Here is a 23,462-nt window from a genome sequence, read left to right as displayed (position 1 = left end):
TACTGTTTGATAGAACTTTCCGAGGGCATAAATTCGGATACAACGCATTCTACATATTAGCCATAACGTTTAGTTTATTGACTAATTCATAACGTGACAAGTTGATGACTGTATTCAAATCCCGATCTATGACATAACTACAAGCACATTTGTATATGCAATCAGATAGCTTTAGATCTTTCTTGATGCTTCTACAACTTGAACACATCTTAGAAGATGGATACCATGTATCAGCTTCCATAAATTCAATACCATATTTTTCGCTTAAACTTATATAAGCATTGTTTTGCAATCGCTTTAGACAAGTGCTTATTCTTCATCATTCCTTTGATGTTCCAGGTTTCCATCACAATTCGATATGGCTTGGTTTTCACGATATCTTTTGTGACTTGATGAAGATACTTTATTCTGATATTGGTTGACCTTCTATGCAAGTGTTGTATGTTCTTTTCGACTTTTATAATAATGCCGGTTTTGGTAAAACGGTTTTCCTCCTTATTCATTTCATATTTGCGAGAAACTTGACGTTGCAACCTACGAAGGCGTTTCTCTCCCTTTTTTCCTGTTTGGGTTTTGTTGATATGTTTCTTTTTCTCTCCATCCGAGCAAACAGTCAGTTCCTTCATACCAACATTAATACCTAGTGAGACATCTGTTCATTCTATTTTGGGACACTTGTTTTCTACGCCAACGGACAAATATCAATACTTCCCGTCGAAATGAAGACGTGGATTCGTATACTTGACATCGACTGGTAATGATTCTGATGTTTTCATCCATCCAACTTTTTCAATCCACACTTCGTTATTTCGAACTTTCAACTTCACATTATCATTCTAACAAGACGGCTTGGATTTTCTTTTTGTTTACCTCATGTCCAATTATAAGCCCATCGGGCTGTTTCGACGGATTTCCAAAGTTGCTGTTCTTGTTCTTTATTTGGTCTTATTCTTACTTTCCTCGTCAGTATCATTTTCCATCAACTCCTTACTCATCTTCTTGGCTTTATTGGCTCTGTTACCTTACAATCTACAGCTGAAAACAGTGATAATCTGAATGAAATCTTCTACTCATTCTTGTTCCTCGGTCTTTTCTGTATGGTCAATGACCTCAATAGTCGTTCCATATGTATTACATCCGTTTTCGATCATACCCGAATCAAATGAACCGATCTTTATACAGAATAACAATCTTTTCTATTTCTGAATGAGTGATCTTATCAATTAGTTGATGTAATCCCTTTTTATTATAGTTAATCCCACTACTTATATCAGTGATGATTTCAAATGGATAGTCTGTAGCAAACATATACGTTTTTACGTTATCCATTTGTCTTTCCTATTAAATTAGCAAATTCACCGATGGAATAGTAGCATCTATATCACCTCTCTAATTATTATTACTTAAACTATATAATAATTAGAGGGTCTTTTATAAAGTTTTATAGATTTATTTCAACTGTTACTCCTTTCTTTCGTGATCAATTCCAGAATGTATATTCAGTTTATTTTAAATTTTGATAAAAATCAAATTGAAAATTCTGTTTTTTATCGTTTTCTGACAGAATACTGCTTCATCAATCGTGTGAAGGGCGCTAGCCCAACGGTAGGTAGGAGGTGAATGTCAGTAGGCGTAGGCCTACATTTTTTGTATACCCTAGATATCCTATAAACAAGTGAGGTGAAACCTATGTTCGTAAATAAAGCACGTATCTATCCTAATAAGAAACAAGAAATAGTAATTGCTAAAACAATCGGTTGTAGCCGTTTTATATGTAACCATTTTCTTGCTCTTTGGAATGACACATACAAGGAAGCTGGCAAAGGACTAACTTATCCTTTATGTTCTGCCAAGCTCACTCAATTAAAATAATTACGAAAAAAGAATAAACAAATAAAAACACAAGAAAAATCAATTTCACTGTGTTTTTATTTATTAATAATATGTAAAAATATCCCTAATAATACATTTTTTGAATTGTATGGACCCTACTAGGTTTTGAACTATTGCCATATTTTAAAATAATCAGTTGTAGAAACTTTCTCCCCTGTCACTGCGAAACGAGCTATTAATTAGGACTTAATTAAGAGGCAATATAATGAAATGATTAAGTATGCCGTGGGCTACGAGTAACTACCGCTGATACAGAAGTCATTTTGAAACAATTCTCTAAGAATAACTCTCATCCTATGTTTTTAGCGTTTCAAGAATTAGGAAAAAATGATTAAAACAATGTTTTTGTGTGGTTATTTAGTTTTGGAACAATTAAGAAAAGAAATCCATTATGAATTGAAAACAGTTGAAAGTTGGCATTCAGCAACTGACTTTATGTTCATAACCAAGATGGGGAAATACGTCGTAATGAGCTCGAAGAACAAGAGGTAAGCTTACAATTACTTCAAAACTGTATCACTTTAATCCTCCAACAACTACTCAGCGAAGATGAATAGAAAAATCGTTTGGACGAAAAAGATGATTGGATATTTACACCTATGATTTACTTTCACCTTAACCCATATGGTGAATTGCATTTAGATATGGACAAAAAAATCAAGTATTTCTTCAATAAACGTACATTTTATCAAACAGTTAACAAAGTTAGTTTTTTGTAAGGACCTTCTTGTATTTTTTAGACATTCACATTATTTACATTGGCTATATAGAGAATATAATGTAAACAAATACAAATTTTAACATAAGAGGTGTTTTGAATTTGAATACAAGAAAATACGGATATATGCGTGTTAATAACATATATCCTCAAATGAAAAATGAACAAATGAAACAATATATACAAGATGAATTAGATTTATTTATTGATATAAACATTCCAAATCAATTTTCTAAAGAACAATATACATTATTAAAAAGAATTTTAAGAAAAAAAGATATATTGTATATTTCCTCTTTAAGTGATTTAGGAGAGACAAAAACAATGATTTTACAAGAATGGATTTATTTAATTGAAAAAATGGGAATATCTGTTTTTGTTTTGGAATTTCCTATCTTTCAAGAAAATAAAAATTTAAAACTGTATCATGATTGTATTTTACAATTTTTATATTGGTTATCAAAAGAAGAAGAAGAAAATAAACCCTCTCAAGTCTCTATAAATAAACAAAATCATAAATTCCCTCCAAACTTCTCAGAAGTATACATTAAATGGAAAAACAAAGAGATTTCCACTTTAATGGCTATGAGAATTTGTAACATTAATAATCAATATTTTTATCAATTAGTGAAAAACTATGAAAAATTCTATTTGTAATTAAAAATAGTCTTTGTTTCTTTTCTTCCGGAACTTTTAGATAGTATATACAGAGTGAGAAGGAATGTACTCTCGCAAATAAAGAACGTTTTTATATCAAGATTTCTTGGAATGTTTGTGTGTTCAAAATAACACACAAAAAACAGATATAGATAAAAAAGTCGTAGTTATTAAATTTAATAACTACGACTTAATTCTAAAAACAATTTATCATTTTAGCCAAGAAGACTCCTTCCTCAAGGAACGCGAAGTTAGTAGGTGGGAGATGAATTGGCTTCGGACAAGGGATGGCAGGAAGCCATCTTAATTGTTCGACATACATAAACTGTTACTTCACTATCTACCGAACGCATGTTTGTTGTACAATAGAAACATACCGAAATGGAGGTGAAATGAATGATGATTAATAAAGCATATAAATTTCGTATCTATCCAAATAAAGCACAAGCAACCCTAATCAATAAAACGATTGGCTGTTCTCGTTTTGTATTCAATCATTTCCTATCTCTATGGGATAATGCATACAAAGAAACAGGGAAAGGTTTGACATATGGTACATGCTCTGCCAAACTCCCTGCCATGAAGAAAGAGTTTGTTTGGCTAAAAGAAGTGGATAGTATCGCGATTCAGTCGTCTGTTCGCAACCTTGCGGATGCTTATACACGCCTTTTCAAAAAACAAAACAATGCCCCGCGTTTCAAATCTAAGAAGAACAACGTACAATCTTATACCACAAAACAAACAAATGAAAACATTGCCATTGTAGGAAACAAAATAAAATTGCCAAAACTAGGTCTTGTTCGATTTGCCAAAAGTCGTGAAGTAACAGGACGTATTTTAAATGCTACAGTTAGACGGAACCTTTCTGGCAGATACTTTGTGTCATTGTTAGTTGAAACAGAAGTGCAAGAACTTCCGAAAACAAACTCTTACATTGGAATGGATGTGGGACTAAAAGATTTCGCCATTTTGTCAGATGGAACAACCTATGAAAATCCGAAGTTTTTTCGATCATTAGAAGAGAAGTTGACAAAAGCACAGCGTGTTCTTTCTAGAAGAATGAAAGGATCTTCTCGCTGGAATAAACAACGAGTAAAAGTAGCTAGAATTCATGAATACATGACGAATGCTAGAAAAGATTACTTGGACAAAATCTCGACTGAAATCATCAAAAACCACGATGTTATCGGTATAGAGGATTTGCAAGTATCAAATATGTTAAAGAATCATAAGTTAGCAAAAGCAATTAGTGAGGTATCATGGTCTCAGTTTCGAACTATGTTGGAATACAAAGCAAAATGGTACGGCAAACAAGTCATTGTTGTATCGAAAACATTTGCTTCAAGCCAATTATGTTCTTGTTGTGGATATCAAAACAAAGACGTTAAAAATCTAAACCTACGTAAATGGGACTGCCCTTCTTGCCTTACAAACCATGATAGGGATATTAACGCAAGTATCAATCTAAAGAATGAAGCGATAAGGCTTCTAACCGCAAGGACTGTGGAGATAGCCTAATAAATTAGAGTTCGATAGAACTCTTTACTTAGGAATCCCCCTCTTCTAAACGAAGTGAAAGTGGGGATAGTTCAATAGGTAAGTCTTTTAATATTGGTATTTTTACAACTTTAACGAATTTCCCGAAAGAATTCTCCTTCCTCAAGCGTGTGAAGGGGTAACTCAACGGTAGGTGGGAGATGAATTGTGGTTTGGCGTAGCCAAAAGGTTTTTCTTTTTATTTTGCCTCTGATATAATCAGTCGTATAAATTATAAAGGTTGGTATATAAATGAAATGAGATAGGAATAACCATTCCGTATTCTTGTTGTATTATCACCTTGTGTTGGTCGTAAAATACAGAAAAAATGTGTTTGATGATGATATGTTAGACTATGCAAAAGATATGTTTGTTCGACTATCTGAAAACTATAACATCACATGAGTTGAATGGAATCATGATGTAGACTACGTTCATATTTTGTTCAAGGCCCACCCTAATACCGAAATGACAAAATTTATCAATGCTTATAAAAGTGCAAGTTCTCGACTTATGAAAAGAAACTTTGGAAAGAGATGTTTTGGTCAAGAAGTTTTTGCTTGCGAACTACTGGTGGTTCGCCAATAGACGTAGTAAAAACATATATTGAAAATCAAAGTGAAAAGTGAGATGAAATGATAGGGCAAAGCAGAATAAAGCATATACATTCCGTTTGTATCCAACAGCTTGTGAAAATAGACAAATGGTTTCCTTCCACCAAAACATGTAGCAGTTGTGGAAATGTGAAACATATGTCATTGTCTGAGCGAGTCTATTCTTGTATATGCGGTGCAAATCTCGATAGAGATGATAACGCAGCTATCAATATCAAAAATGAAGCAATACACCTATTGGCATTAGCATAGATAGCAATAAAATAACCCTTGGAACAAGGGAGTTAGCTCGGCTGTCTTAGGACGAATTCGTTAGCTACCAAAAGTAACGACTAACCGAGAAGCCCCCACTTCAAACAGTCCGTTAGGACGTTAAGTGGCGGGTAGTTCACGACCTGTACAAAAGTTATCACATAGTCTGTATCAATGAGTTCAAAGATTTGTTTTCTAATTATATTTTCCATTCGGCTCACCTATTTGTTTGATTTTGTTACCTGTCCTATTTGCTAACCTCACTATGACTGATTATTTTCTGAAAAAATCAAGCGATTAAAATTGCAAAAAGTATCTTTTCTGCAAGGTACTAGATAGAAAATATAAGTGTTATTATATGTATGTTTGGTATATATCGGTATGATGTGATTCCTAACAATATCCACTAACACTTCGGCAGAGGTATATACCAGTGTTATTTTACAAATGCATTGGAATCACCGGTATGTTAAAACCCTTTGAAAAATTCACTTCATTTTTCAAAGGGTTTTGATTTTTAATATAATGGTAACTACTCAGCCACCTTTCGGTGTCTTTTTTAAATTTTACTAGTTTCATATGCCTCCCATTTGTAAATACTGAGTATATCAAACAGGGGAGGTGAATCTTATGGTCGATCGAAAAATTATTTTAGATACATATAAAAAAGGACCTGAAGCTGTTATTTCTTTATTTGAAGAAACATTTTCTAAGTTAGAAAAACGTATACAAGAACTAGAAAATGCTTCAAAAAAAAACTCCAAAAATAGTCATAAGCCACCTTCTACAGATGGTTTGGGTAAGCCCGTTACAAAAAGTTTGCGCAAACCGTCTCATCGTCAAACGGGTGGCCAGTTGGGCCACAAGGGACATACTCTTGGTTTGACAGCGACTCCAGATCATACGATTACACATTCTCCTACATATTGTACTTGTTGTCATACTTCCTTGAACCACGAGCCTGTAAAAGGGTATCGCATTCGCCAAGTGTATGACTTACCACCTATTCAGATCGAAGTGACAGAACATAAAGTAGAACAGAAAGAATGCCCACATTGCCATTCTATCCAAGAAGCCCAATTTCCTTCGACAGTATCTCGTCCTGTTCAATATGGTCCAAATATAAAAAGACTGATTCCCTATTTAACGCATTATCAATGCATTTCTTTGAAGCGAACAAAAGAATTCTTTCAGGATTGTTTTGGACATTCTATAAGCGAAGGAACCCTGGTAAATCATACACAGGCTTTCGCTTCTCAATTGCAGCCATTCATAAAAGAAGTAAAGGAAAAGATTCTGCAGTCTCCTGTTGTCCATTTTGATGAAACTGGTATGCGTGTAGAAAACAAAACACAATGGTTACATACTGCCAGTACACCGGAGGTGACATTGCAACATATTCATCAAAAACGTGGAAAAGAAGCAATGGATGCTGGAGAAATCTTGCCATCTTTTTCTGGAATTGCGATGCATGATGGTTGGAAATCGTATGATGCGTATACAGATTGTCGTCACGTTTTATGTAATGCCCATCTCTTACGAGATTTACAAGGAATTATAGATAGTACTGGAGAACAATGGGCACAACAGATGCAGAAATTTCTAACGCAAGCGTTGACGATGAAAAAGCAATCCGAAGGTACCATGCCAAAAGCGACGCAAAAGAATCTGTTTATTATGTATCAATCCATATTGAAAGAACAACAGATTCTTTCCACGAAACAAAAGAAGAAAGGAAAGCAGACGCCTTCTCAAAATTTATGGAATCGCTTCGTCAAGTATTCTGACAGAATTCTAGCGTTTTTAGAACATCCAGCCATTCCATTTGATAACAATCAAGCAGAACGGGATATTCGGATGACGAAAGTAAAACAGAAAGTGTCTGGGACTTTCCGAAGTAAGAAAGGCGCAGAATCTTTTTGTCAGATACGAAGCTTTATGAGTACCATGAAAAAACAAAAACAATCGGTCTTACAAGCGATAAACCAAGTCATAGAAACTAGAACGGTTCCTTGGAATAACACGACTTCATAAGAGAATTTCTCTATTTGGCATAGATTCTTTCTCTGATTGGAGTATTTTCTTTTCATGTTTTCGAATCGGAAACATGTATTTGGCCTGTTTTTTTATTTGAAGAAGCTGAGTAGTTACCAATTTTATTTCACGTACAAGATAATATCTATATTTCTCAACCTACGCATCTAACATATATGTCTATCTTGTAGAATCATAATACATCCTCATATTGTTGATGACTGGTGTCTGCACGCTTCCTATTTTATTGATATGATTTTTTTATCAATAATTCCATTTTATGCCCTTAACACGACATACAGACAAGAATCAGAAGAAAGTATTTCAAATTTCATGTGAAACATACAGAACGTGAGAATATATTTCTCATGTTTTAGGTTGTTGACACCAAATTTCATCCTCTCTAGACTAAACATAAGATTACATCTGAATTCATATCAAAGCTTACCAATATAGAAAGTTGGCAAGCTTTTTTTATTTCATCCTGTTTATGTGATCATACCTAATAAGGGAGGCGTTACCAAGTGACATTGATAGAGAATATATTGACGCATAATGAAACGTTTGTACAAAAACAAGAGTACGAACCTTTTGTTACAACCAAGTTTCCAAATAAAAAATTATTGATTGTAACGTGTATGGATACCAGACTGTTAACATTATTACCACAGGCATTGGGCTTACAAAATGGAGATGCCAAAGTCGTAAAGAACGCCGGCGCTGTAATCTCACATCCTTTTGGTAGTATGATGCGGAGTATCATACTGGGCATTTATGAATTACAAGTAGAGGAAATTTGTGTGATTGGTCATGAAGATTGTGGTATGGCGGGTTTGCAAGCAGAGCCGCTATTAGAAAAAGTAAAACAGCAAGGAATTGATTCCACTTGCATTCGTACATTGCAACAAGCAGGTATTGATCTATCTGCATGGTTAACAGGTTTCCGAAATGTACAAGAAAGTGTCCAACATAGTGTAGAACTCATACGCCAACATCCCTTATTACCACCTTATGTACCTGTACATGGACTTGTCATTCATCCTAAAACAGGCAGTTTAGAAGTCGTTATGGAGGGATATGCTTACGCGTATACGACAAGCCCTTAAATGACTGCAGGAAGAGGAGGAAAAACGATGAAATTTTCAGGCAGATATACAGGATATAGCTTTGCGGGCTTACGAAAAGATATGCTGGCAGGATTGGTTGTAGGGATTGTAGCGATTCCGCTTGCCATGGCGTTTGCCATTGCTTGTGGTGTACGACCTGAATATGGTATTTATACGACGATTATCGCAGGGATTCTTGTAGCCATATTTGGTGGATCGAAATATCAGATTGCAGGACCCACAGGGGCATTTGTACCCATTTTACTCGGTATTGTAATGCAATATGGCTATGAGAATTTATTGATTGCTGGTTTTATGGCAGGAATTTTACTTGTTTTGATGGGCTTATGCAAGTTGGGGAATTTTATCACATTTATTCCGCGACCTGTCATGATTGGTTTTACAACAGGCATTGCTGTCATTATCTTTTCCGGACAGATTGCAAATTTTTTAGGGCTTCATCACCTGGAAAAGCAAGCAACTTTTTTTTATAACATGAAAGAAATAGGGACAAATATCACAGAATTGAATCCGTTTAGTATCCTTACAGCCTTCCTTTGCTTAGGGATTGTAATCGCAACTACAAAATGGTTACCACGAATTCCAGGCGCATTATTAGGCTTAATCATTTCAAGCTTGATCGCAACGCTGTTATTTCCGAATCAAATTGAAACGATTGGTACTACATATGGTGATATCCCGCATCAACTACCGAACTTCCAAATGCCAGCCTTTACATGGAATACCATCTTTGTGTTACTTCCAGCAGCCTGTATCATTTCAGCATTAGGTGGGATTGAATCGTTGTTATCTGCCATGGTGGCAGATAACATGACAAATAGCAAACATAATAGTAATAAAGAACTGGTGGGACAAGGCATTGCCAATATGATAGCACCATTATTTGGTGGTATTCCTGCGACTGGTGCCATAGCGAGAACCGCAACGAATATTAAAAATGAGGCTACCTCTCCAGTATCGGGAATGATACACGGAATTGTAGTATTATTGGTGTTATTATTTCTGTCTCCGCTTGCTTTTCATATTCCATTGGCTAGTATGGCACCAATTTTAATGGTTGTTGCTTGGAATATGGGTGAGAAGGATGAGTTTATTCATATTTTGAAAACAAAAACGGGGGACACCCTGGTACTTGTGTTGACATTCCTATTAACCGTTTTCACAGACCTTACAATCGGAGTAAGCCTGGGATTACTCCTTGCTTTTCTTTTATTTATTGGGAAAATGAGCAAATCCTTACGTGTTCGAAAAGTATTACCAGATACGGTGGATTCCGACGCTAAATATGAAAGGGTAAAAACTGATAAAAATTGTCCGCAAATAAGTATCTTCACCGTAGAAGGTCCCTTATTTTTTGGTACCATAAAGGAATTCGAAACATCTATTGAAGCACCCATATTTTCTAATGCTCGCATTCTTCTCCTACGTATGGGAAACGTTTCTTTTATGGATACCTCGGCAGAGTTTGCAGTAGAAAATATTCGAAAGAAAATGATAGAAAAACAAGGAACCCTTTTGATTTCAGGCGTCCAACATCAACCGAAAGAAATATTTCATCAAACAAGGTTATACGAAAGGATTGGGGAACAATACTTTTTTACACATTCAGGATTAGCGATACACTTCGCACTACAAAAATTAGAGACATCCCAATGTAAGGGCTGTAAACAATTTGTATTTCAAGAATGTGCGACACTTTCTGAACAATCTGCAGAAATAGACTCAGATAGGAAGTGTTTTCCATGGGAAAAACATGTAAGTCCTGAAGAAACGTTAAAATGAGAAATTTCCATATTTTTTATGTTTGTTTTTCACAAAAGATATACGTTTTTTAGAGGGATTTTCTATAAAAAATCTCTTTTTTTTCTTTTTCATGCATACTTCAAGAAGGAAAATACAGGAGCATAACTAAATATTTATAGTGGTGCTATACACCATTTTTCAGAAACCATCGAAGATGAATCTAATGTTAAATGAGAAGGAGTGGTCCGATGGAATTAGAAAAAGTTGTGCGCAAATATGAAACAGATTTATTGCGTTTGCCTTATGTTGTAGGAGTAGGAATGGGATTTGTACAAGGAAAAGACGTGATTCAAGTATTTGTTTCAAAAAAAGTACCACGTTCTCAATTAAAAGCAACGGAACAAATACCGATACAATTAGAAACATATCCAACGAACATTGTAGAAGTAGGGACCATTACAAATCATTAGATGGGATAAGGGGGAGAGTTCTATGGGGAAATATTCAAATGCAAAGATGTTGACGATTCAGGAACAACAAGACATTCAAAAAATACAACAAAGTGTAGAGAATGATTTCTTACAGTTTCGGAATGTAACAGGTGTTGGAGCAGGTATTCAACAAATAAACGGGGTTATGACAGGGACACCTTCTTTACTTGTCTTTGTAGATCAAAAACTACCTGTTGAAACATTAGAAACGAATCAAGTTATTCCAAAAGAAATCAAGGGAATCAAAACTGATGTCATTCAAACAGGGTATCTATTTGCTGGGACTCAACAAACATTACAATTTGATACACAGGCCCTTTCTACTCGAGTTCGCCCAGCAAAAGGTGGTTATAGTATTGCACATCGAAATGTGACGGCAGGTACGATTGCGACTTGCGTATATGATATATTACCGAATGGTTCTACCAATCCGCCAGCACATGGATACGGTATCCCAAGTCGATACTATATACTAAGTAATAATCATGTATTAGCGAATAGTAATAATGCGAACATAGGCGATCCTATTTTACAACCCGGCCCAATCGATGGGGGAAGTGATCCAGCAGATCGGATTGCAACATTATCAAGATTTATCCCAATTACCTTTTCTTCGCAAGTACCACTTGAAAATCAAAACAATCTCGCGGATGCCGCAATTGCAGAAGCACCTTTTCATCAGATAGATCGTTCGATTCATTGGATTGGTTCTGTGCAGGGCTGGCGACGAAAACAAAATGTTACCGTCGGTACACGTGTCATGAAAGTGGGAAGGACCACAAATCATACACATGGTGTCATAACTGCAGTAAACGCCCGTAGATGTGAATTATGGAAGTGGTAGGGTTGCACGGTTTCGAGATCAAATTGTTACAACAAACCTTTCTTCCGGAGGAGATTCTGGCTCTTTAATCACGACAAATGATGGCGTTGCCATTGGATTATTATTTGCTGGTTCAGCCTCAGTTACAATCGCAAATCATATAGAACATGTACGATCGTTACTTGGAATTGAAGTGGCAGAAAACATATTATAGACCTATTCAACATCTAATCGTTATATTTTATATAACTTTCTTTTTCTAAAACAAATGAAAAAATGAACACCATGCAATCTTTTAGCCCCTTTACAAAGACCTTAACAAAAAGTACGCCTTGATATCAAAACCAAGGCGTACCAATTAGGATAATGAGTAGCGTATGTTTGCTGAACATATAGCCGGTCATTCTAATATACATACCTCATTATTGTATACAAGCTTCTCTCGAACAAAAATGTTAGATAAATTGAATCTACTTTGAACTAGAGGTAAAACCTGCATCTTCGAGTAAATCATTAATTTCGTGATTTTCTGAATGTTAAATCAGTACCCACTGAGTTATTATACAAAACCGATTAAACAACCTTACCCTACGCAATCGGATCCCTGTTTATTTTGTCATAATTTTATGTATAACGCTGGAATTCGCAAGAGAATATGAGCGTCAAATAAAAGGTACAGAGGCTATTATAGAACGAGGGAAGACTATAGATTGTCCTGTTATTCGTAAAAAATTTCGTAACTACTCAGCTTCTTCAAATAAAAAAACAGGCCAAATACATGTTTCCGATTCGAAAACATGAAAAGAAAATACTCCAATCAGAGAAAGAATCTATGCCAAATAGAGAAATTCTCTTATGAAGTCGTGTTATTCCAAGGAACCGTTCTAGTTTCTATGACTTGGTTTATCGCTTGTAAGACCGATTGTTTTTGTTTTTTCATGGTACTCATAAAGCTTCGTATCTGACAAAAAGATTCTGCGCCTTTCTTACTTCGGAAAGTCCCAGACACTTTCTGTTTTACTTTCGTCATCCGAATATCCCGTTCTGCTTGATTGTTATCAAATGGAATGGCTGGATGTTCTAAAAACGCTAGAATTCTGTCAGAATACTTGACGAAGCGATTCCATAAATTTTGAGAAGGCGTCTGCTTTCCTTTCTTCTTTTGTTTCGTGGAAAGAATCTGTTGTTCTTTCAATATGGATTGATACATAATAAACAGATTCTTTTGCGTCGCTTTTGGCATGGTACCTTCGGATTGCTTTTTCATCGTCAACGCTTGCGTTAGAAATTTCTGCATCTGTTGTGCCCATTGTTCTCCAGTACTATCTATAATTCCTTGTAAATCTCGTAAGAGATGGGCATTACATAAAACGTGACGACAATCTGTATACGCATCATACGATTTCCAACCATCATGCATCGCAATTCCAGAAAAAGATGGCAAGATTTCTCCAGCATCCATTGCTTCTTTTCCACGTTTTTGATGAATATGTTGCAATGTCACCTCCGGTGTACTGGCAGTATGTAACCATTGTGTTTTGTTTTCTACACGCATACCAGTTTCATCAAAATGGACAACAGGAGACTGCAGAATCTTTTCCTTTACTTCTTTTATGAATGGCTGCAATTGAGAAGCGAAAGCCTGTGTATGATTTACCAGGGTTCCTTCGCTTATAGAATGTCCAAAACAATCCTGAAAGAATTCTTTTGTTCGCTTCAAAGAAATGCATTGATAATGCGTTAAATAGGGAATCAGTCTTTTTATATTTGGACCATATTGAACAGGACGAGATACTGTCGAAGGAAATTGGGCTTCTTGGATAGAATGGCAATGTGGGCATTCTTTCTGTTCTACTTTATGTTCTGTCACTTCGATCTGAATAGGTGGTAAGTCATACACTTGGCGAATGCGATACCCTTTTACAGGCTCGTGGTTCAAGGAAGTATGACAACAAGTACAATATGTAGGAGAATGTGTAATCGTATGATCTGGAGTCGCTGTCAAACCAAGAGTATGTCCCTTGTGGCCCAACTGGCCACCCGTTTGACGATGAGACGGTTTGCGCAAACTTTTTGTAACGGGCTTACCCAAACCATCTGTAGAAGGTGGCTTATGACTATTTTTGGAGTTTTTTTTTGAAGCATTTTCTAGTTCTTGTATACGTTTTTCTAACTTAGAAAATGTTTCTTCAAATAAAGAAATAACAGCTTCAGGTCCTTTTTTATATGTATCTAAAATAATTTTTCGATCGACCATAAGATTCACCTCCCCTGTTTGATATACTCAGTATTTACAAATGGGAGGCATATGAAACTAGTAAAATTTAAAAAAGACACCGAAAGGTGGCTGAGTAGTTACGAAAAAAGTTTAAAAGTATTATTTCCAAAAATTGCGGCGGAATGGCACCATACAAAAAACAGTGTGGTAGGGCCAGAACATATTTCTGCTAATTCTCACAAGATTGTATGGTGGCAATGTAAGCAAGGACATGAGTGGGAAGCGCCTGTGAAACAAAGAAAAAACGGAGGGAGAAATTGTCCGATTTGCAACTCCATTTTTACAACACACCCTGATATAGCAGCGCAATGGCATCCAAAATTAAATAAAGGAGCCCTTCCATACGGTATTACATATGGATCAGATGTTCAAGCTTGGTGGATTTGTTCATGTGGATATGAATGGAAAGAGGAAATAGCTAAAAGAACAGGAAGAAAAGACAAAGGCTGTCCAGTTTGCCGAAACAAAATCTTAAATCAATTATCTTCATTACAGAGTAAATATCCAGAAATTGCGGCAGAATGGCATCCGACATTAAATGGAGATTTAACACAAAATGATGTTTTACCAAACTCCAAAAAAACTGTGTATTGGATGTGTCGAAACAATACACAGCACGTATGGAAAACGAGTATTGCCTATCGAGTGAATAGAAAAACAACTTGTATATATTGTGCGGGTGCAAGAACATACTTTGAAAATGGATTTGCTTCTCGATATCCTAAACTTATGGACGAATGGTGTTATGAACAAAATAACGGAATTAATCCTGATGATCCATTCTTAAAACCTATGAAAAAAGTATGGTGGCGCTGTAAAAAGAACCATATCTGGGATATGTCCGTTTGGTATCGTATAAGAGGAGAAGGGTGCCCTTATTGTGCCAAAAAACGTGTGTTGCCAGAAGAGAGCTTTGCAGCCCTACATTCCAAATTGTTCTCAGAGTTACATTCGAAATTGAATGAGGGCGTAGACCCATGGCAGTTGGCACCTAAATCAGGGAAAAAAGTGATATGGCAGTGCACGAAGGATGAACAGCATATCTGGGAAATGGGAATTAATAGACGTACTCATCATGGTGAAGGTTGTCCGTACTGCTCAAAGACGCGCGTGTTACCAGAAGAAAGCTTTGGAAATCACTATCCACATTTAGCAAAGCAATGGCATCCTACAAAAAATAAAAGAGACTCTTACGGATATATTGCTAATTCAAAAATGGTTGTATGGTGGTTTTGTGAAGAATGTAATCATGAGTGGGAAGATGCGATAGTAAAACGTACCACTATAAAAAAACAGAAACCTTGTTGTGGTAAATAAAATTGTTACTTTCTTTAAAAAATCCGTTGTAATAATAGAATAATTTAGGATGCTTTTTATGATAACGAGCACAGAATTAGATTCATTAATTGAACGATTAAAAAGTGGTGCCTCTGATTACAAAAATGAAAATCCAGGTAATCGTGGTCTTTAGGAATATATGCTGCTAGATAGTGTGAGGGAACGGATTCATGCACGTGGTATTTGGATACCGTATAGAGAAGTAAGATGTACTTTGCATATAAAGGGGCAAATGGTATCGGAAATGAGTTTGAAAGCATATGGAATATTCATTATTCTTACGTATATATGATAATAAGGTGGAGGGGCGAGAAAAGGAAGCGCAGCGAGTAACGCAAGAAGAACTGCGTGGAAAAAATCGAACCGCTTCTAATCTTTCATCATAAAACAGGAAAATAAATGGCATTTATGCCACTAGTAGAACAAATTGCTCTTTGTGGTAGAGATTCATTAAAATTGGATTGGCGTCCAACACATCTTATTAAAATTAAGATGGTTTAAGTCGGGGTCTATGTAGCAACGGAACAAAAGCACGCAATAAGTATTAGCGGACATTATTTGCGCATGAAAAAGGAAGATTCTTCAATACAGAAAATCTCCCTCTTTAAAAATGCATGTAAGTACTATTTATAAATGTCACCACGATTTCCAATGGCTTGTATGTATATGACTTTCTCATCATGATTGATTTCAAATAAAATTCGAAAGGTTCCAACCCGTAATCGATATAGATCTGTGTAACTCTTCATACTTTTAATATCTCCTTCAGGAGGAATTTCAAGAAGTCCCTTCAATCCTGCAGCAATTCTTTTTTGTATTTCTTTTCCTTGCTTTGCAATAAATTTCACAGCGGACTTATGGTAAATCAATTTGTAGTCCGAATTCACGTTTTGCGTCCTCCCCTGATACATATCCTTCGTCACTATTTAGCTGATCTACTTCTTGTGTAGATAATGGTTCATGATCTGGATTCGCTATATCAATTTTTTTCCAATCGTTAGGTTTCTTTTTTGAGCGTTGGACAAGAAATTCTAAAAAATCAAACGCTGCTTTTTCATCTTGTCGGTTAAGACGATCTATCAATTGATACAACTCATTTTTACGAATAGCCATGTGGTGCACCTACCTTCGGTTTTATTTGGCATGTCCACTAATTAATTTTAGTGGACATGCAGTGTGGGGAAATAAATGTTTGATGTCCGCTAATATAATTGATAAGATTAAAATAACATGTCCGCTAATGTAAGTCAATAAAAGAGGAGGGGTATTTATGCATTCCACTAAGACAATTTCTATACAAGCAACATCTTTGATTTCCAATTTTATGTCTAGCTTATCTCAAGAAGGAGATTTGCATACAAAAACACTAAAAGAATATACGAGTGATTTAAAAGATTTTGTATTTTGGTTTGAAAATATGTGGGGAAAACATACTGAGGATACTCTTTTTCATCCAATAGAAGTTACCGCTCGCACTATTGCTCGATATCGAGAGCATATGCAAGTTACAAGATTACTAAAACCTTCTACAATTAACCGGCGCATTAATTCAATCAAACGTTATTTTGATTGGGCTAAGCAAAAAGGACTGGTACAAACAAATTATTCAAAATCAATTAAGTTTGTACCAACAGAAAAAACGAGTCCCAAACGTATGTCAGATAAAGAAGAAGCCGCGTTAATGCATGCCGTTGAAAAATACGGCACACTACGTGACAGGGCAATGATTATTTTCATGCTTCATACTGGTCTTCGTTCAATGGAAGTGTGTGATGTTCAAATAGAGGATGTTGTCATGAAAAAAAGAAATAGCCATATTGTTGTTCGATCTGGAAAACGAAATAAACAGAGGGAAGTGCCTTTGAATAGTACAACTCGTTGTGCACTAGAAGAACATATTAGAGTAAATGAGATTTCACAGAGTTATTTGTTTCCTTCTTCTAAAACAGGAAAACGCCTACAAGAAAGAGCGATCCGCCATATTCTTCAGAAGTATATTAGACTTGCAAAGTTAGAAGGATTTAGTGCCCATGATTTAAGGCATCGCTTTGGTTATGTGATGGCTGAACGTACACCATTACATCGTCTTGCACAAATTATGGGACACAATAACTTGAATACCACGATGATTTATGTAAGAGCTACACAAGAAGATTTACAAGGAGAAGTAGAAAAGATTGCTTGGAACTAAAGAATACACATCATCCTACTCATTTAGTCATGTGATACAAAAAGAATTGTAACGGGAGGAGCAAGGGTTATGCCTGTAGATTTTTTAACACCTGAACATGAAGAAAAATATGGTTGTTTTTGTGCCACTCCAACATCAGAGTAGTTAGCAAAATATTTTTGGTTAGATGATACAGACAAAGAACTGATATGGAATCGTCTGTAGGCATGGGATGAAAGTGAGGTTGGATACGGAGTGCTACCAAAAAACCGTAAGGTTTGTGGCACTTTAAGTATCCAAAATGTTGGTATTATTTTTTTATCTTGTTGTTGCAGCTACGCAATATAACTGATACAATATGAACATGATAAATAATTATAGAAAAACCAAAACAACTGTTTCATTCATTCACTACCATTTTGTGTTTTGCCCACGATACAGAAGAAAGATTTTTCGTAACTACTCAGCCACCTTTCGGTGTCTTTTTTAAATTTTACTAGTTTCATATGCCTCCCATTTGTAAATACTGAGTATATCAAACAGGGGAGGTGAATCTTATGGTCGATCGAAAAATTATTTTAGATACATATAAAAAAGGACCTGAAGCTGTTATTTCTTTATTTGAAGAAACATTTTCTAAGTTAGAAAAACGTATACAAGAACTAGAAAATGCTTCAAAAAAAAACTCCAAAAATAGTCATAAGCCACCTTCTACAGATGGTTTGGGTAAGCCCGTTACAAAAAGTTTGCGCAAACCGTCTCATCGTCAAACGGGTGGCCAGTTGGGCCACAAGGGACATACTCTTGGTTTGACAGCGACTCCAGATCATACGATTACACATTCTCCTACATATTGTACTTGTTGTCATACTTCCTTGAACCACGAGCCTGTAAAAGGGTATCGCATTCGCCAAGTGTATGACTTACCACCTATTCAGATCGAAGTGACAGAACATAAAGTAGAACAGAAAGAATGCCCACATTGCCATTCTATCCAAGAAGCCCAATTTCCTTCGACAGTATCTCGTCCTGTTCAATATGGTCCAAATATAAAAAGACTGATTCCCTATTTAACGCATTATCAATGCATTTCTTTGAAGCGAACAAAAGAATTCTTTCAGGATTGTTTTGGACATTCTATAAGCGAAGGAACCCTGGTAAATCATACACAGGCTTTCGCTTCTCAATTGCAGCCATTCATAAAAGAAGTAAAGGAAAAGATTCTGCAGTCTCCTGTTGTCCATTTTGATGAAACTGGTATGCGTGTAGAAAACAAAACACAATGGTTACATACTGCCAGTACACCGGAGGTGACATTGCAACATATTCATCAAAAACGTGGAAAAGAAGCAATGGATGCTGGAGAAATCTTGCCATCTTTTTCTGGAATTGCGATGCATGATGGTTGGAAATCGTATGATGCGTATACAGATTGTCGTCACGTTTTATGTAATGCCCATCTCTTACGAGATTTACAAGGAATTATAGATAGTACTGGAGAACAATGGGCACAACAGATGCAGAAATTTCTAACGCAAGCGTTGACGATGAAAAAGCAATCCGAAGGTACCATGCCAAAAGCGACGCAAAAGAATCTGTTTATTATGTATCAATCCATATTGAAAGAACAACAGATTCTTTCCACGAAACAAAAGAAGAAAGGAAAGCAGACGCCTTCTCAAAATTTATGGAATCGCTTCGTCAAGTATTCTGACAGAATTCTAGCGTTTTTAGAACATCCAGCCATTCCATTTGATAACAATCAAGCAGAACGGGATATTCGGATGACGAAAGTAAAACAGAAAGTGTCTGGGACTTTCCGAAGTAAGAAAGGCGCAGAATCTTTTTGTCAGATACGAAGCTTTATGAGTACCATGAAAAAACAAAAACAATCGGTCTTACAAGCGATAAACCAAGTCATAGAAACTAGAACGGTTCCTTGGAATAACACGACTTCATAAGAGAATTTCTCTATTTGGCATAGATTCTTTCTCTGATTGGAGTATTTTCTTTTCATGTTTTCGAATCGGAAACATGTATTTGGCCTGTTTTTTTATTTGAAGAAGCTGAGTAGTTACGATTTTTCTTCACACAAAAGTAGAAGAACGTTTCAAAGAGTTGGTCCAAGAGGTATGTGACGAACTGGATATTGTTATTATCGCAATGGAATGTGACAAAGACCACGTTCATTTGTTCTTGCATACACTTCCAACACGCAGCCCTGCTGATACAATGGCGAAAATCAAAGGAGTGACATCAAAGCGTTTAAGAGAAGAGTTCCCTCATCTCGCGCACTTGCCAAGTCTGTGGACTCGTTCCTATTTTGTTTCTACTGCTGGAAAGGTATCAAGTGAGACAATACAACAGTATGTAGGAAGTCAAAAAAAGAGGGGGTGAAACGGGTGACACAAACCATCACGGTCAAAGTTAAATTGCTTCCGACAAAAGAACAAATCAAGCGATTAAAGATGCGAAAAGTGTATGTTCTACAAAAGTAAAAAAGAGTACATACAAAATCGTTCCGATTCTAAAAAGACCAGTTTGTGTGTGGAATAACCAAAACGATCCCTTTGACTATACGCACTTTTCCATCCCGTTCATGATAAAAGGCAAGTCAACACGGTTACAGGTTCGTGCTTTATGAATCGACAAACATAATCGCAACTTCGACTTGTTGAAACACAAGTTAGGTACCCTTCGTATCACAAAGAAATCCGGTAAATGGATCGCTCAGATATCTGTCACGGTCCCTACAATAGAAAAAACAGGAACGAAAATTCTAGGAGTAGACTTAGGTCTCAAAGTTCCTGCGGTAGCCATCACAGACGATGATACAGTTCGTTTCTTTGGAAACGGTAGGAAAAACAAATACATGAAACGTAAGTTTCGTAGTGTTCGTAAGAAGTTAGGAGAAACGAAATGCCCTTCGACCACTTGATGATAAGGAACAAAAGTGGATGCAAGACCAAGACCACAAAGTAAGTCGTGAAATCGTCGATTTCGCAACGAATCATACGATCTCTGTCATTCGATTAGAGCAATTAACGAACATCAGACAGACGGCACGAACAAGCCGTAAAAACGAGAAAAATCTACACACTTGGTCATTCTTTCTCCTAGCGCAATTCATCGCGTACAAAGCGAAATTAGTTGGTATACAGGTTGAATATGTGAATCCTGCTTATACAAGTCAAACGTGTCCAAAATGCACGGAGAAAAACAAGGCGAAAGATAGAAAATATAAGTGTCCATGCGGATTTGAGAAACACCGCGACGACAAACCGTCCAAAAGGAACAAAATCTAAATACGGCATCGCTTCAGAATCGGTTGCTGCAAGAAGTGATGCAAGAGAAAAAGAACGTTACGCTAATTTTGTTGAAAGGTTTTCATATAAAAGGGAAAATACAAGGATATGATGTATATTCGATTCTAGTAGAGGTGGAAGGGAAACAACAGTTGGTATATAAACACGCCATTTCAACAATTCATCTTTAAAAGAAAAGAAGCATGAATGTAAGAAATCATGCTTCTTTCGACTAATAGATAGACAGATAAATATTTATTTTTTATAGCTTCTTTTAGTAGTTTTCATACTTTAAAGGCAGGTGTTTTTCCTGCAGGAATAGTCATAGGTTATCCGTTTTATAGATTTTGTCCTTCACGTGCAGAACGCTCTCGCACCTCGAATGTACAAAACCCAACTAGTTGGACATTGTCCCCATTTTATAAAGCGCGTTGAATGGATTCTAATGGGGTATCTACCGCGAGACTTCAAAATACGTAACGTTCCATACACTAGGGGAAACGGTGGGATATTAAGTTACAAAACTACTTCGATTCATCGTAGGGTTCTTGCTACAGACCGTAAAGTAGAAAAACAACATAAACAAAGGGACCATACTTATGATATTATCCCCTTTAGGTAGACAGTGTGAAAAAGACCATGTATACACATGGATGTTACACTGTTACTTAGAGGGGATGTTTCATGGCCAAAAAAGGTACAATATTTCATACATACTCAAATGAGATAAAGTTATCAGCTGTTCAAAGTTATTTAATCGGGGAAGGGACGCTACGATATGATAGCGGAGAAATATCAGTTGAGAAGCTCTACACAACTTAAAATAGGGTGAAAAAATATAAAGAATGTGGTGCAATTACAGATACTCGTGGGGAAAACAATAAAATGAAAGGCATACCGAACCCTTTAAAAGGCAAACGGATTCATTTTAAAACTGTTGAAGAAGAGCGTGATTACTATAAGGCCCAGGTTGCATATTTAAAAAAGCAGTATCCAAATCTGTAAATGGGGGCGTACTAAAATATAAAAAACGATATCATATCATTGAATGACTAAAAAGAAAATATCTCGTTATATGGCTTACTAATTTTGCGGGTGTACATCGCTCAAGTTACTATCAGTGGGTTCATACAAAAAGTATGAACCACATACGACTAGAATCCGATACACGATTAAAAAAGGTAATTCAATTTATTCACCTAGAGCACAAAGAATATGGTTATCCACGTATGAAAATTGCTTTAGAAGAAGAGGGCTATTTTATAAATCACAAAAAGGTATATTGATTCATGAGTGAGCTTAACATTCAGTCTATTATTCGGAAGAAGCGTCGCTTGTTACAGACATTACCTACCTACGATTTCAAGAGGGCTTCCGCTATCTTTCTGTTGTACAAGATATTTATAATAACGAAGTTGTTTCTTGGAAAATATCCAAGCGTAATGATACTGAACTTGTATTAGATACAATTGAAATGTTGGCACAAAAAAGAGATGTGCGTGGAACCATTCTCCATTCAGATCAAGGGCTCCAGTACACATCTCATGCCTACAACAAACTAATGTTCGATTTGGGTATCATTGGCAGCCACTCTCGCAAAGGAAACTGCCATGATAATGCCTGTATCGAGTCATTTTTCTCCCATTTTAAATCAGAGATGTTGTATGTGAGTCATTTTAAAACAGAAGCGGATTTCATACAAGCAATTGAAGAATATATTTACTTTTATAACTATAAACGTTTCCAAAAAGACTAAGCAACCATCGAGATTCGATAGTTGCTTAGTCTTTTTAATACTGTCTATTTGACAGGGATAAGACCAACTTAGCGGTCTCTTTGTTTATGATGGTGAGACTATAGTATATATAATTGTAGAATGTGGGGTGGTTGGTTGCTAGCCTTTCTCTTATATGTTAGAGAGAAAGGAGGTGACTCCTATGATGGAATATTTACTGTCTTTGCTACAGGATTTGTTAAAAGTCTTTTTGACAATCCTTACTTATCACGGCTTATGGAAATAAGCTTGTCAGCAAATTTAGCAAAAAACGTAAAAAGACCTCCCTACGCCGTGGAAAGTGTGGAAGGCCTTCTAAAAGAAAATAAATTTTAGTAGTAACCAGTCACCTTACGGTAACAGTTACCAGAAGAGATGTTAGCGCATCTCTTCTTTTATTTTATGTGTTTTAGGAAATACTTATACCTTAAACTGATACTTATATTATATCATTTTCAAAATCAATTGCAAATCCCGCTGCAAGATGAAACAACGGGATCTGTAAGTTACTAATTGTAAAATCATAAGTTGAGATTCGAAATGATCAGAATAAATATTATCAATTCACTTTATCTTACATGTATGCAAAAATGTAACTAAGCTAAACTTTTCTTTCAATCTTTTTCCCTAATAAAGGTTGAATACATACACAATTTTTAGCCGGAAAAAGAAAAGCTCATTTTTGTGGGAAATGAGCTTTTTAATCATT

The 23,462-nt window shown here is 35.9% G+C and carries 18 protein-coding genes and 11 pseudogenes; 23 read left to right on the top strand and 6 right to left on the bottom strand.

Features of this window, described 5'->3' with window-relative positions; genetic code table 11:
* Positions 1 to 49: 49 nt before the first annotated feature.
* Positions 50 to 973: pseudogene (locus MHH55_RS32110) on the bottom strand (RNA-guided endonuclease InsQ/TnpB family protein).
* Positions 936 to 1,338: pseudogene (locus tag MHH55_RS32105) on the bottom strand (IS607 family transposase); the annotation flags it as partial. The pseudogenes MHH55_RS32110 and MHH55_RS32105, both read right to left, overlap by 38 nt.
* Positions 1,339 to 1,689: 351 nt before the next feature.
* On the opposite strand from MHH55_RS32105, the pseudogene MHH55_RS32100 reads away from it, so the two are divergent.
* The 12 genes and pseudogenes from MHH55_RS32100 to MHH55_RS32045 form a co-directional block, all read left to right on the top strand.
* Positions 1,690 to 1,869, top strand: a pseudogene (locus tag MHH55_RS32100) (helix-turn-helix domain-containing protein); the annotation flags it as partial.
* Between the two features lie 351 nt (positions 1,870 to 2,220).
* Positions 2,221 to 2,385, top strand: a complete 165-nt coding sequence (locus MHH55_RS32095; RefSeq protein ID WP_139362579.1) for a Tn3 family transposase — start codon at positions 2,221 to 2,223, stop codon at positions 2,383 to 2,385.
* 328 nt (positions 2,386 to 2,713) lie between these two features.
* The gene (locus MHH55_RS32090; protein ID WP_078188117.1) at positions 2,714 to 3,268 is read left to right on the top strand and encodes a hypothetical protein; all 555 of its coding nucleotides are present in this window, start codon (positions 2,714 to 2,716) and stop codon (positions 3,266 to 3,268) included.
* A 396-nt stretch (positions 3,269 to 3,664) separates the two neighbouring features.
* Entirely contained in the window at positions 3,665 to 4,786 is a 1,122-nt protein-coding gene (tnpB, locus tag MHH55_RS32085; RefSeq protein WP_340882145.1) for an IS200/IS605 family element RNA-guided endonuclease TnpB, read from the top strand.
* 303 nt (positions 4,787 to 5,089) lie between these two features.
* Positions 5,090 to 5,433, top strand: a pseudogene (gene tnpA, locus MHH55_RS32080) (IS200/IS605 family transposase).
* Positions 5,434 to 5,484: 51 nt separating this feature from the next.
* Positions 5,485 to 5,670 (top strand): annotated as a pseudogene (locus MHH55_RS32075) (zinc ribbon domain-containing protein); the annotation flags it as partial.
* 630 nt (positions 5,671 to 6,300) lie between these two features.
* On the top strand, positions 6,301 to 7,704 hold the full coding sequence (tnpC, locus tag MHH55_RS32070) for an IS66 family transposase (protein ID WP_100910632.1): 1,404 nt from the start codon (positions 6,301 to 6,303) through the stop codon (positions 7,702 to 7,704).
* Between the two features lie 524 nt (positions 7,705 to 8,228).
* On the top strand, positions 8,229 to 8,810 hold the full coding sequence (locus MHH55_RS32065) for a beta-class carbonic anhydrase (protein WP_078188003.1): 582 nt from the start codon (positions 8,229 to 8,231) through the stop codon (positions 8,808 to 8,810).
* Between the two features lie 27 nt (positions 8,811 to 8,837).
* Positions 8,838 to 10,613, top strand: coding sequence for a SulP family inorganic anion transporter (locus MHH55_RS32060; protein WP_078188004.1), 1,776 nt, complete (start codon positions 8,838 to 8,840; stop codon positions 10,611 to 10,613).
* A gap of 209 nt (positions 10,614 to 10,822) precedes the next feature.
* The gene (locus MHH55_RS32055) at positions 10,823 to 11,044 is read left to right on the top strand and encodes a hypothetical protein (protein ID WP_078188002.1); all 222 of its coding nucleotides are present in this window, start codon (positions 10,823 to 10,825) and stop codon (positions 11,042 to 11,044) included.
* A gap of 22 nt (positions 11,045 to 11,066) precedes the next feature.
* Positions 11,067 to 11,909, top strand: coding sequence for a hypothetical protein (locus MHH55_RS32050; protein WP_254849807.1), 843 nt, complete (start codon positions 11,067 to 11,069; stop codon positions 11,907 to 11,909).
* Positions 11,890 to 12,102, top strand: a complete 213-nt coding sequence (locus tag MHH55_RS32045; RefSeq protein WP_254849806.1) for a hypothetical protein — start codon at positions 11,890 to 11,892, stop codon at positions 12,100 to 12,102. The genes MHH55_RS32050 and MHH55_RS32045 overlap by 20 nt, the downstream gene beginning before the upstream one ends.
* Positions 12,103 to 12,741: 639 nt before the next feature.
* Here MHH55_RS32045 and tnpC (MHH55_RS32040) read toward each other — a convergent pair.
* Positions 12,742 to 14,145, bottom strand: coding sequence for an IS66 family transposase (gene tnpC / locus MHH55_RS32040; RefSeq protein ID WP_100910632.1), 1,404 nt, complete (start codon positions 14,143 to 14,145; stop codon positions 12,742 to 12,744).
* A gap of 51 nt (positions 14,146 to 14,196) precedes the next feature.
* Here tnpC (MHH55_RS32040) and MHH55_RS32035 point away from each other — a divergent pair, with 51 nt between their 5' ends.
* Together MHH55_RS32035 and MHH55_RS32030 are read left to right on the top strand one after the other, a co-directional pair.
* Positions 14,197 to 15,483: a zinc-ribbon domain-containing protein gene (locus MHH55_RS32035; protein WP_078188044.1), complete on the top strand. Its 1,287-nt coding sequence runs from the start codon at positions 14,197 to 14,199 to the stop codon at positions 15,481 to 15,483.
* Between the two features lie 281 nt (positions 15,484 to 15,764).
* Positions 15,765 to 15,890 (top strand): hypothetical protein, encoded by a 126-nt coding sequence (locus MHH55_RS32030; RefSeq protein ID WP_303047674.1) that lies wholly within the window; start codon positions 15,765 to 15,767, stop codon positions 15,888 to 15,890.
* A 237-nt stretch (positions 15,891 to 16,127) separates the two neighbouring features.
* Here MHH55_RS32030 and MHH55_RS32025 read toward each other — a convergent pair whose 3' ends face one another.
* Together MHH55_RS32025 and MHH55_RS32020 are read right to left on the bottom strand one after the other, a co-directional pair.
* Positions 16,128 to 16,391, bottom strand: coding sequence for a type II toxin-antitoxin system RelE family toxin (locus MHH55_RS32025; RefSeq protein ID WP_078188045.1), 264 nt, complete (start codon positions 16,389 to 16,391; stop codon positions 16,128 to 16,130).
* Positions 16,360 to 16,617, bottom strand: a complete 258-nt coding sequence (locus tag MHH55_RS32020) for a hypothetical protein (protein ID WP_078188046.1) — start codon at positions 16,615 to 16,617, stop codon at positions 16,360 to 16,362. The genes MHH55_RS32025 and MHH55_RS32020 overlap by 32 nt, the downstream gene beginning before the upstream one ends.
* A 157-nt stretch (positions 16,618 to 16,774) precedes the next feature.
* Between MHH55_RS32020 and MHH55_RS32015 the strand changes: the two genes are divergently transcribed.
* From MHH55_RS32015 to hfq, 6 genes and pseudogenes are all read left to right on the top strand, one after another.
* Positions 16,775 to 17,695 carry a tyrosine-type recombinase/integrase gene (locus MHH55_RS32015; RefSeq protein WP_078188047.1) on the top strand — a complete coding sequence of 307 codons (921 nt, stop codon included), beginning with the start codon at positions 16,775 to 16,777 and terminating at the stop codon, positions 17,693 to 17,695.
* Between the two features lie 343 nt (positions 17,696 to 18,038).
* Positions 18,039 to 18,134 (top strand): annotated as a pseudogene (locus MHH55_RS32010) (IS200/IS605 family transposase); the annotation flags it as partial.
* Positions 18,135 to 18,231: 97 nt separating this feature from the next.
* Positions 18,232 to 19,635: an IS66 family transposase gene (tnpC, locus tag MHH55_RS32005; protein ID WP_100910632.1), complete on the top strand. Its 1,404-nt coding sequence runs from the start codon at positions 18,232 to 18,234 to the stop codon at positions 19,633 to 19,635.
* A 118-nt stretch (positions 19,636 to 19,753) separates the two neighbouring features.
* Positions 19,754 to 20,071 (top strand): annotated as a pseudogene (gene tnpA, locus MHH55_RS32000) (IS200/IS605 family transposase); the annotation flags it as partial.
* A 55-nt stretch (positions 20,072 to 20,126) separates the two neighbouring features.
* A pseudogene (locus MHH55_RS31995) lies at positions 20,127 to 20,979 on the top strand (RNA-guided endonuclease InsQ/TnpB family protein); the annotation flags it as partial.
* Positions 20,952 to 21,170, top strand: a pseudogene (hfq, locus tag MHH55_RS31990) (RNA chaperone Hfq); the annotation flags it as partial. The pseudogenes MHH55_RS31995 and hfq, both read left to right, overlap by 28 nt.
* A gap of 93 nt (positions 21,171 to 21,263) precedes the next feature.
* On the opposite strand, the pseudogene MHH55_RS31985 reads toward hfq, so the two are convergent.
* A pseudogene (locus MHH55_RS31985) lies at positions 21,264 to 21,440 on the bottom strand (HU family DNA-binding protein); the annotation flags it as partial.
* A gap of 223 nt (positions 21,441 to 21,663) precedes the next feature.
* On the opposite strand from MHH55_RS31985, the gene MHH55_RS31980 reads away from it, so the two are divergent.
* The 3 genes and pseudogenes from MHH55_RS31980 to MHH55_RS36590 form a co-directional block, all read left to right on the top strand.
* Positions 21,664 to 21,801, top strand: coding sequence for a hypothetical protein (locus tag MHH55_RS31980; RefSeq protein ID WP_254849763.1), 138 nt, complete (start codon positions 21,664 to 21,666; stop codon positions 21,799 to 21,801).
* 317 nt (positions 21,802 to 22,118) lie between these two features.
* Positions 22,119 to 22,265 (top strand): IS3 family transposase, encoded by a 147-nt coding sequence (locus tag MHH55_RS36595; protein ID WP_139362491.1) that lies wholly within the window; start codon positions 22,119 to 22,121, stop codon positions 22,263 to 22,265.
* Positions 22,266 to 22,321: 56 nt separating this feature from the next.
* Positions 22,322 to 22,735 (top strand): annotated as a pseudogene (locus MHH55_RS36590) (IS3 family transposase); the annotation flags it as partial.
* Positions 22,736 to 23,462: the final 727 nt, after the last annotated feature.

The sequence above is a fragment of the Bacillus sp. FSL K6-2944 genome (genome assembly GCF_038005385.1).
GTDB lineage: Bacteria > Bacillota > Bacilli > Bacillales > Bacillaceae_G > Bacillus_A > Bacillus_A cereus.
Note: the sequence above shows the minus strand (reverse complement) of the source record. Positions and strands in the feature narration are given on the sequence as shown.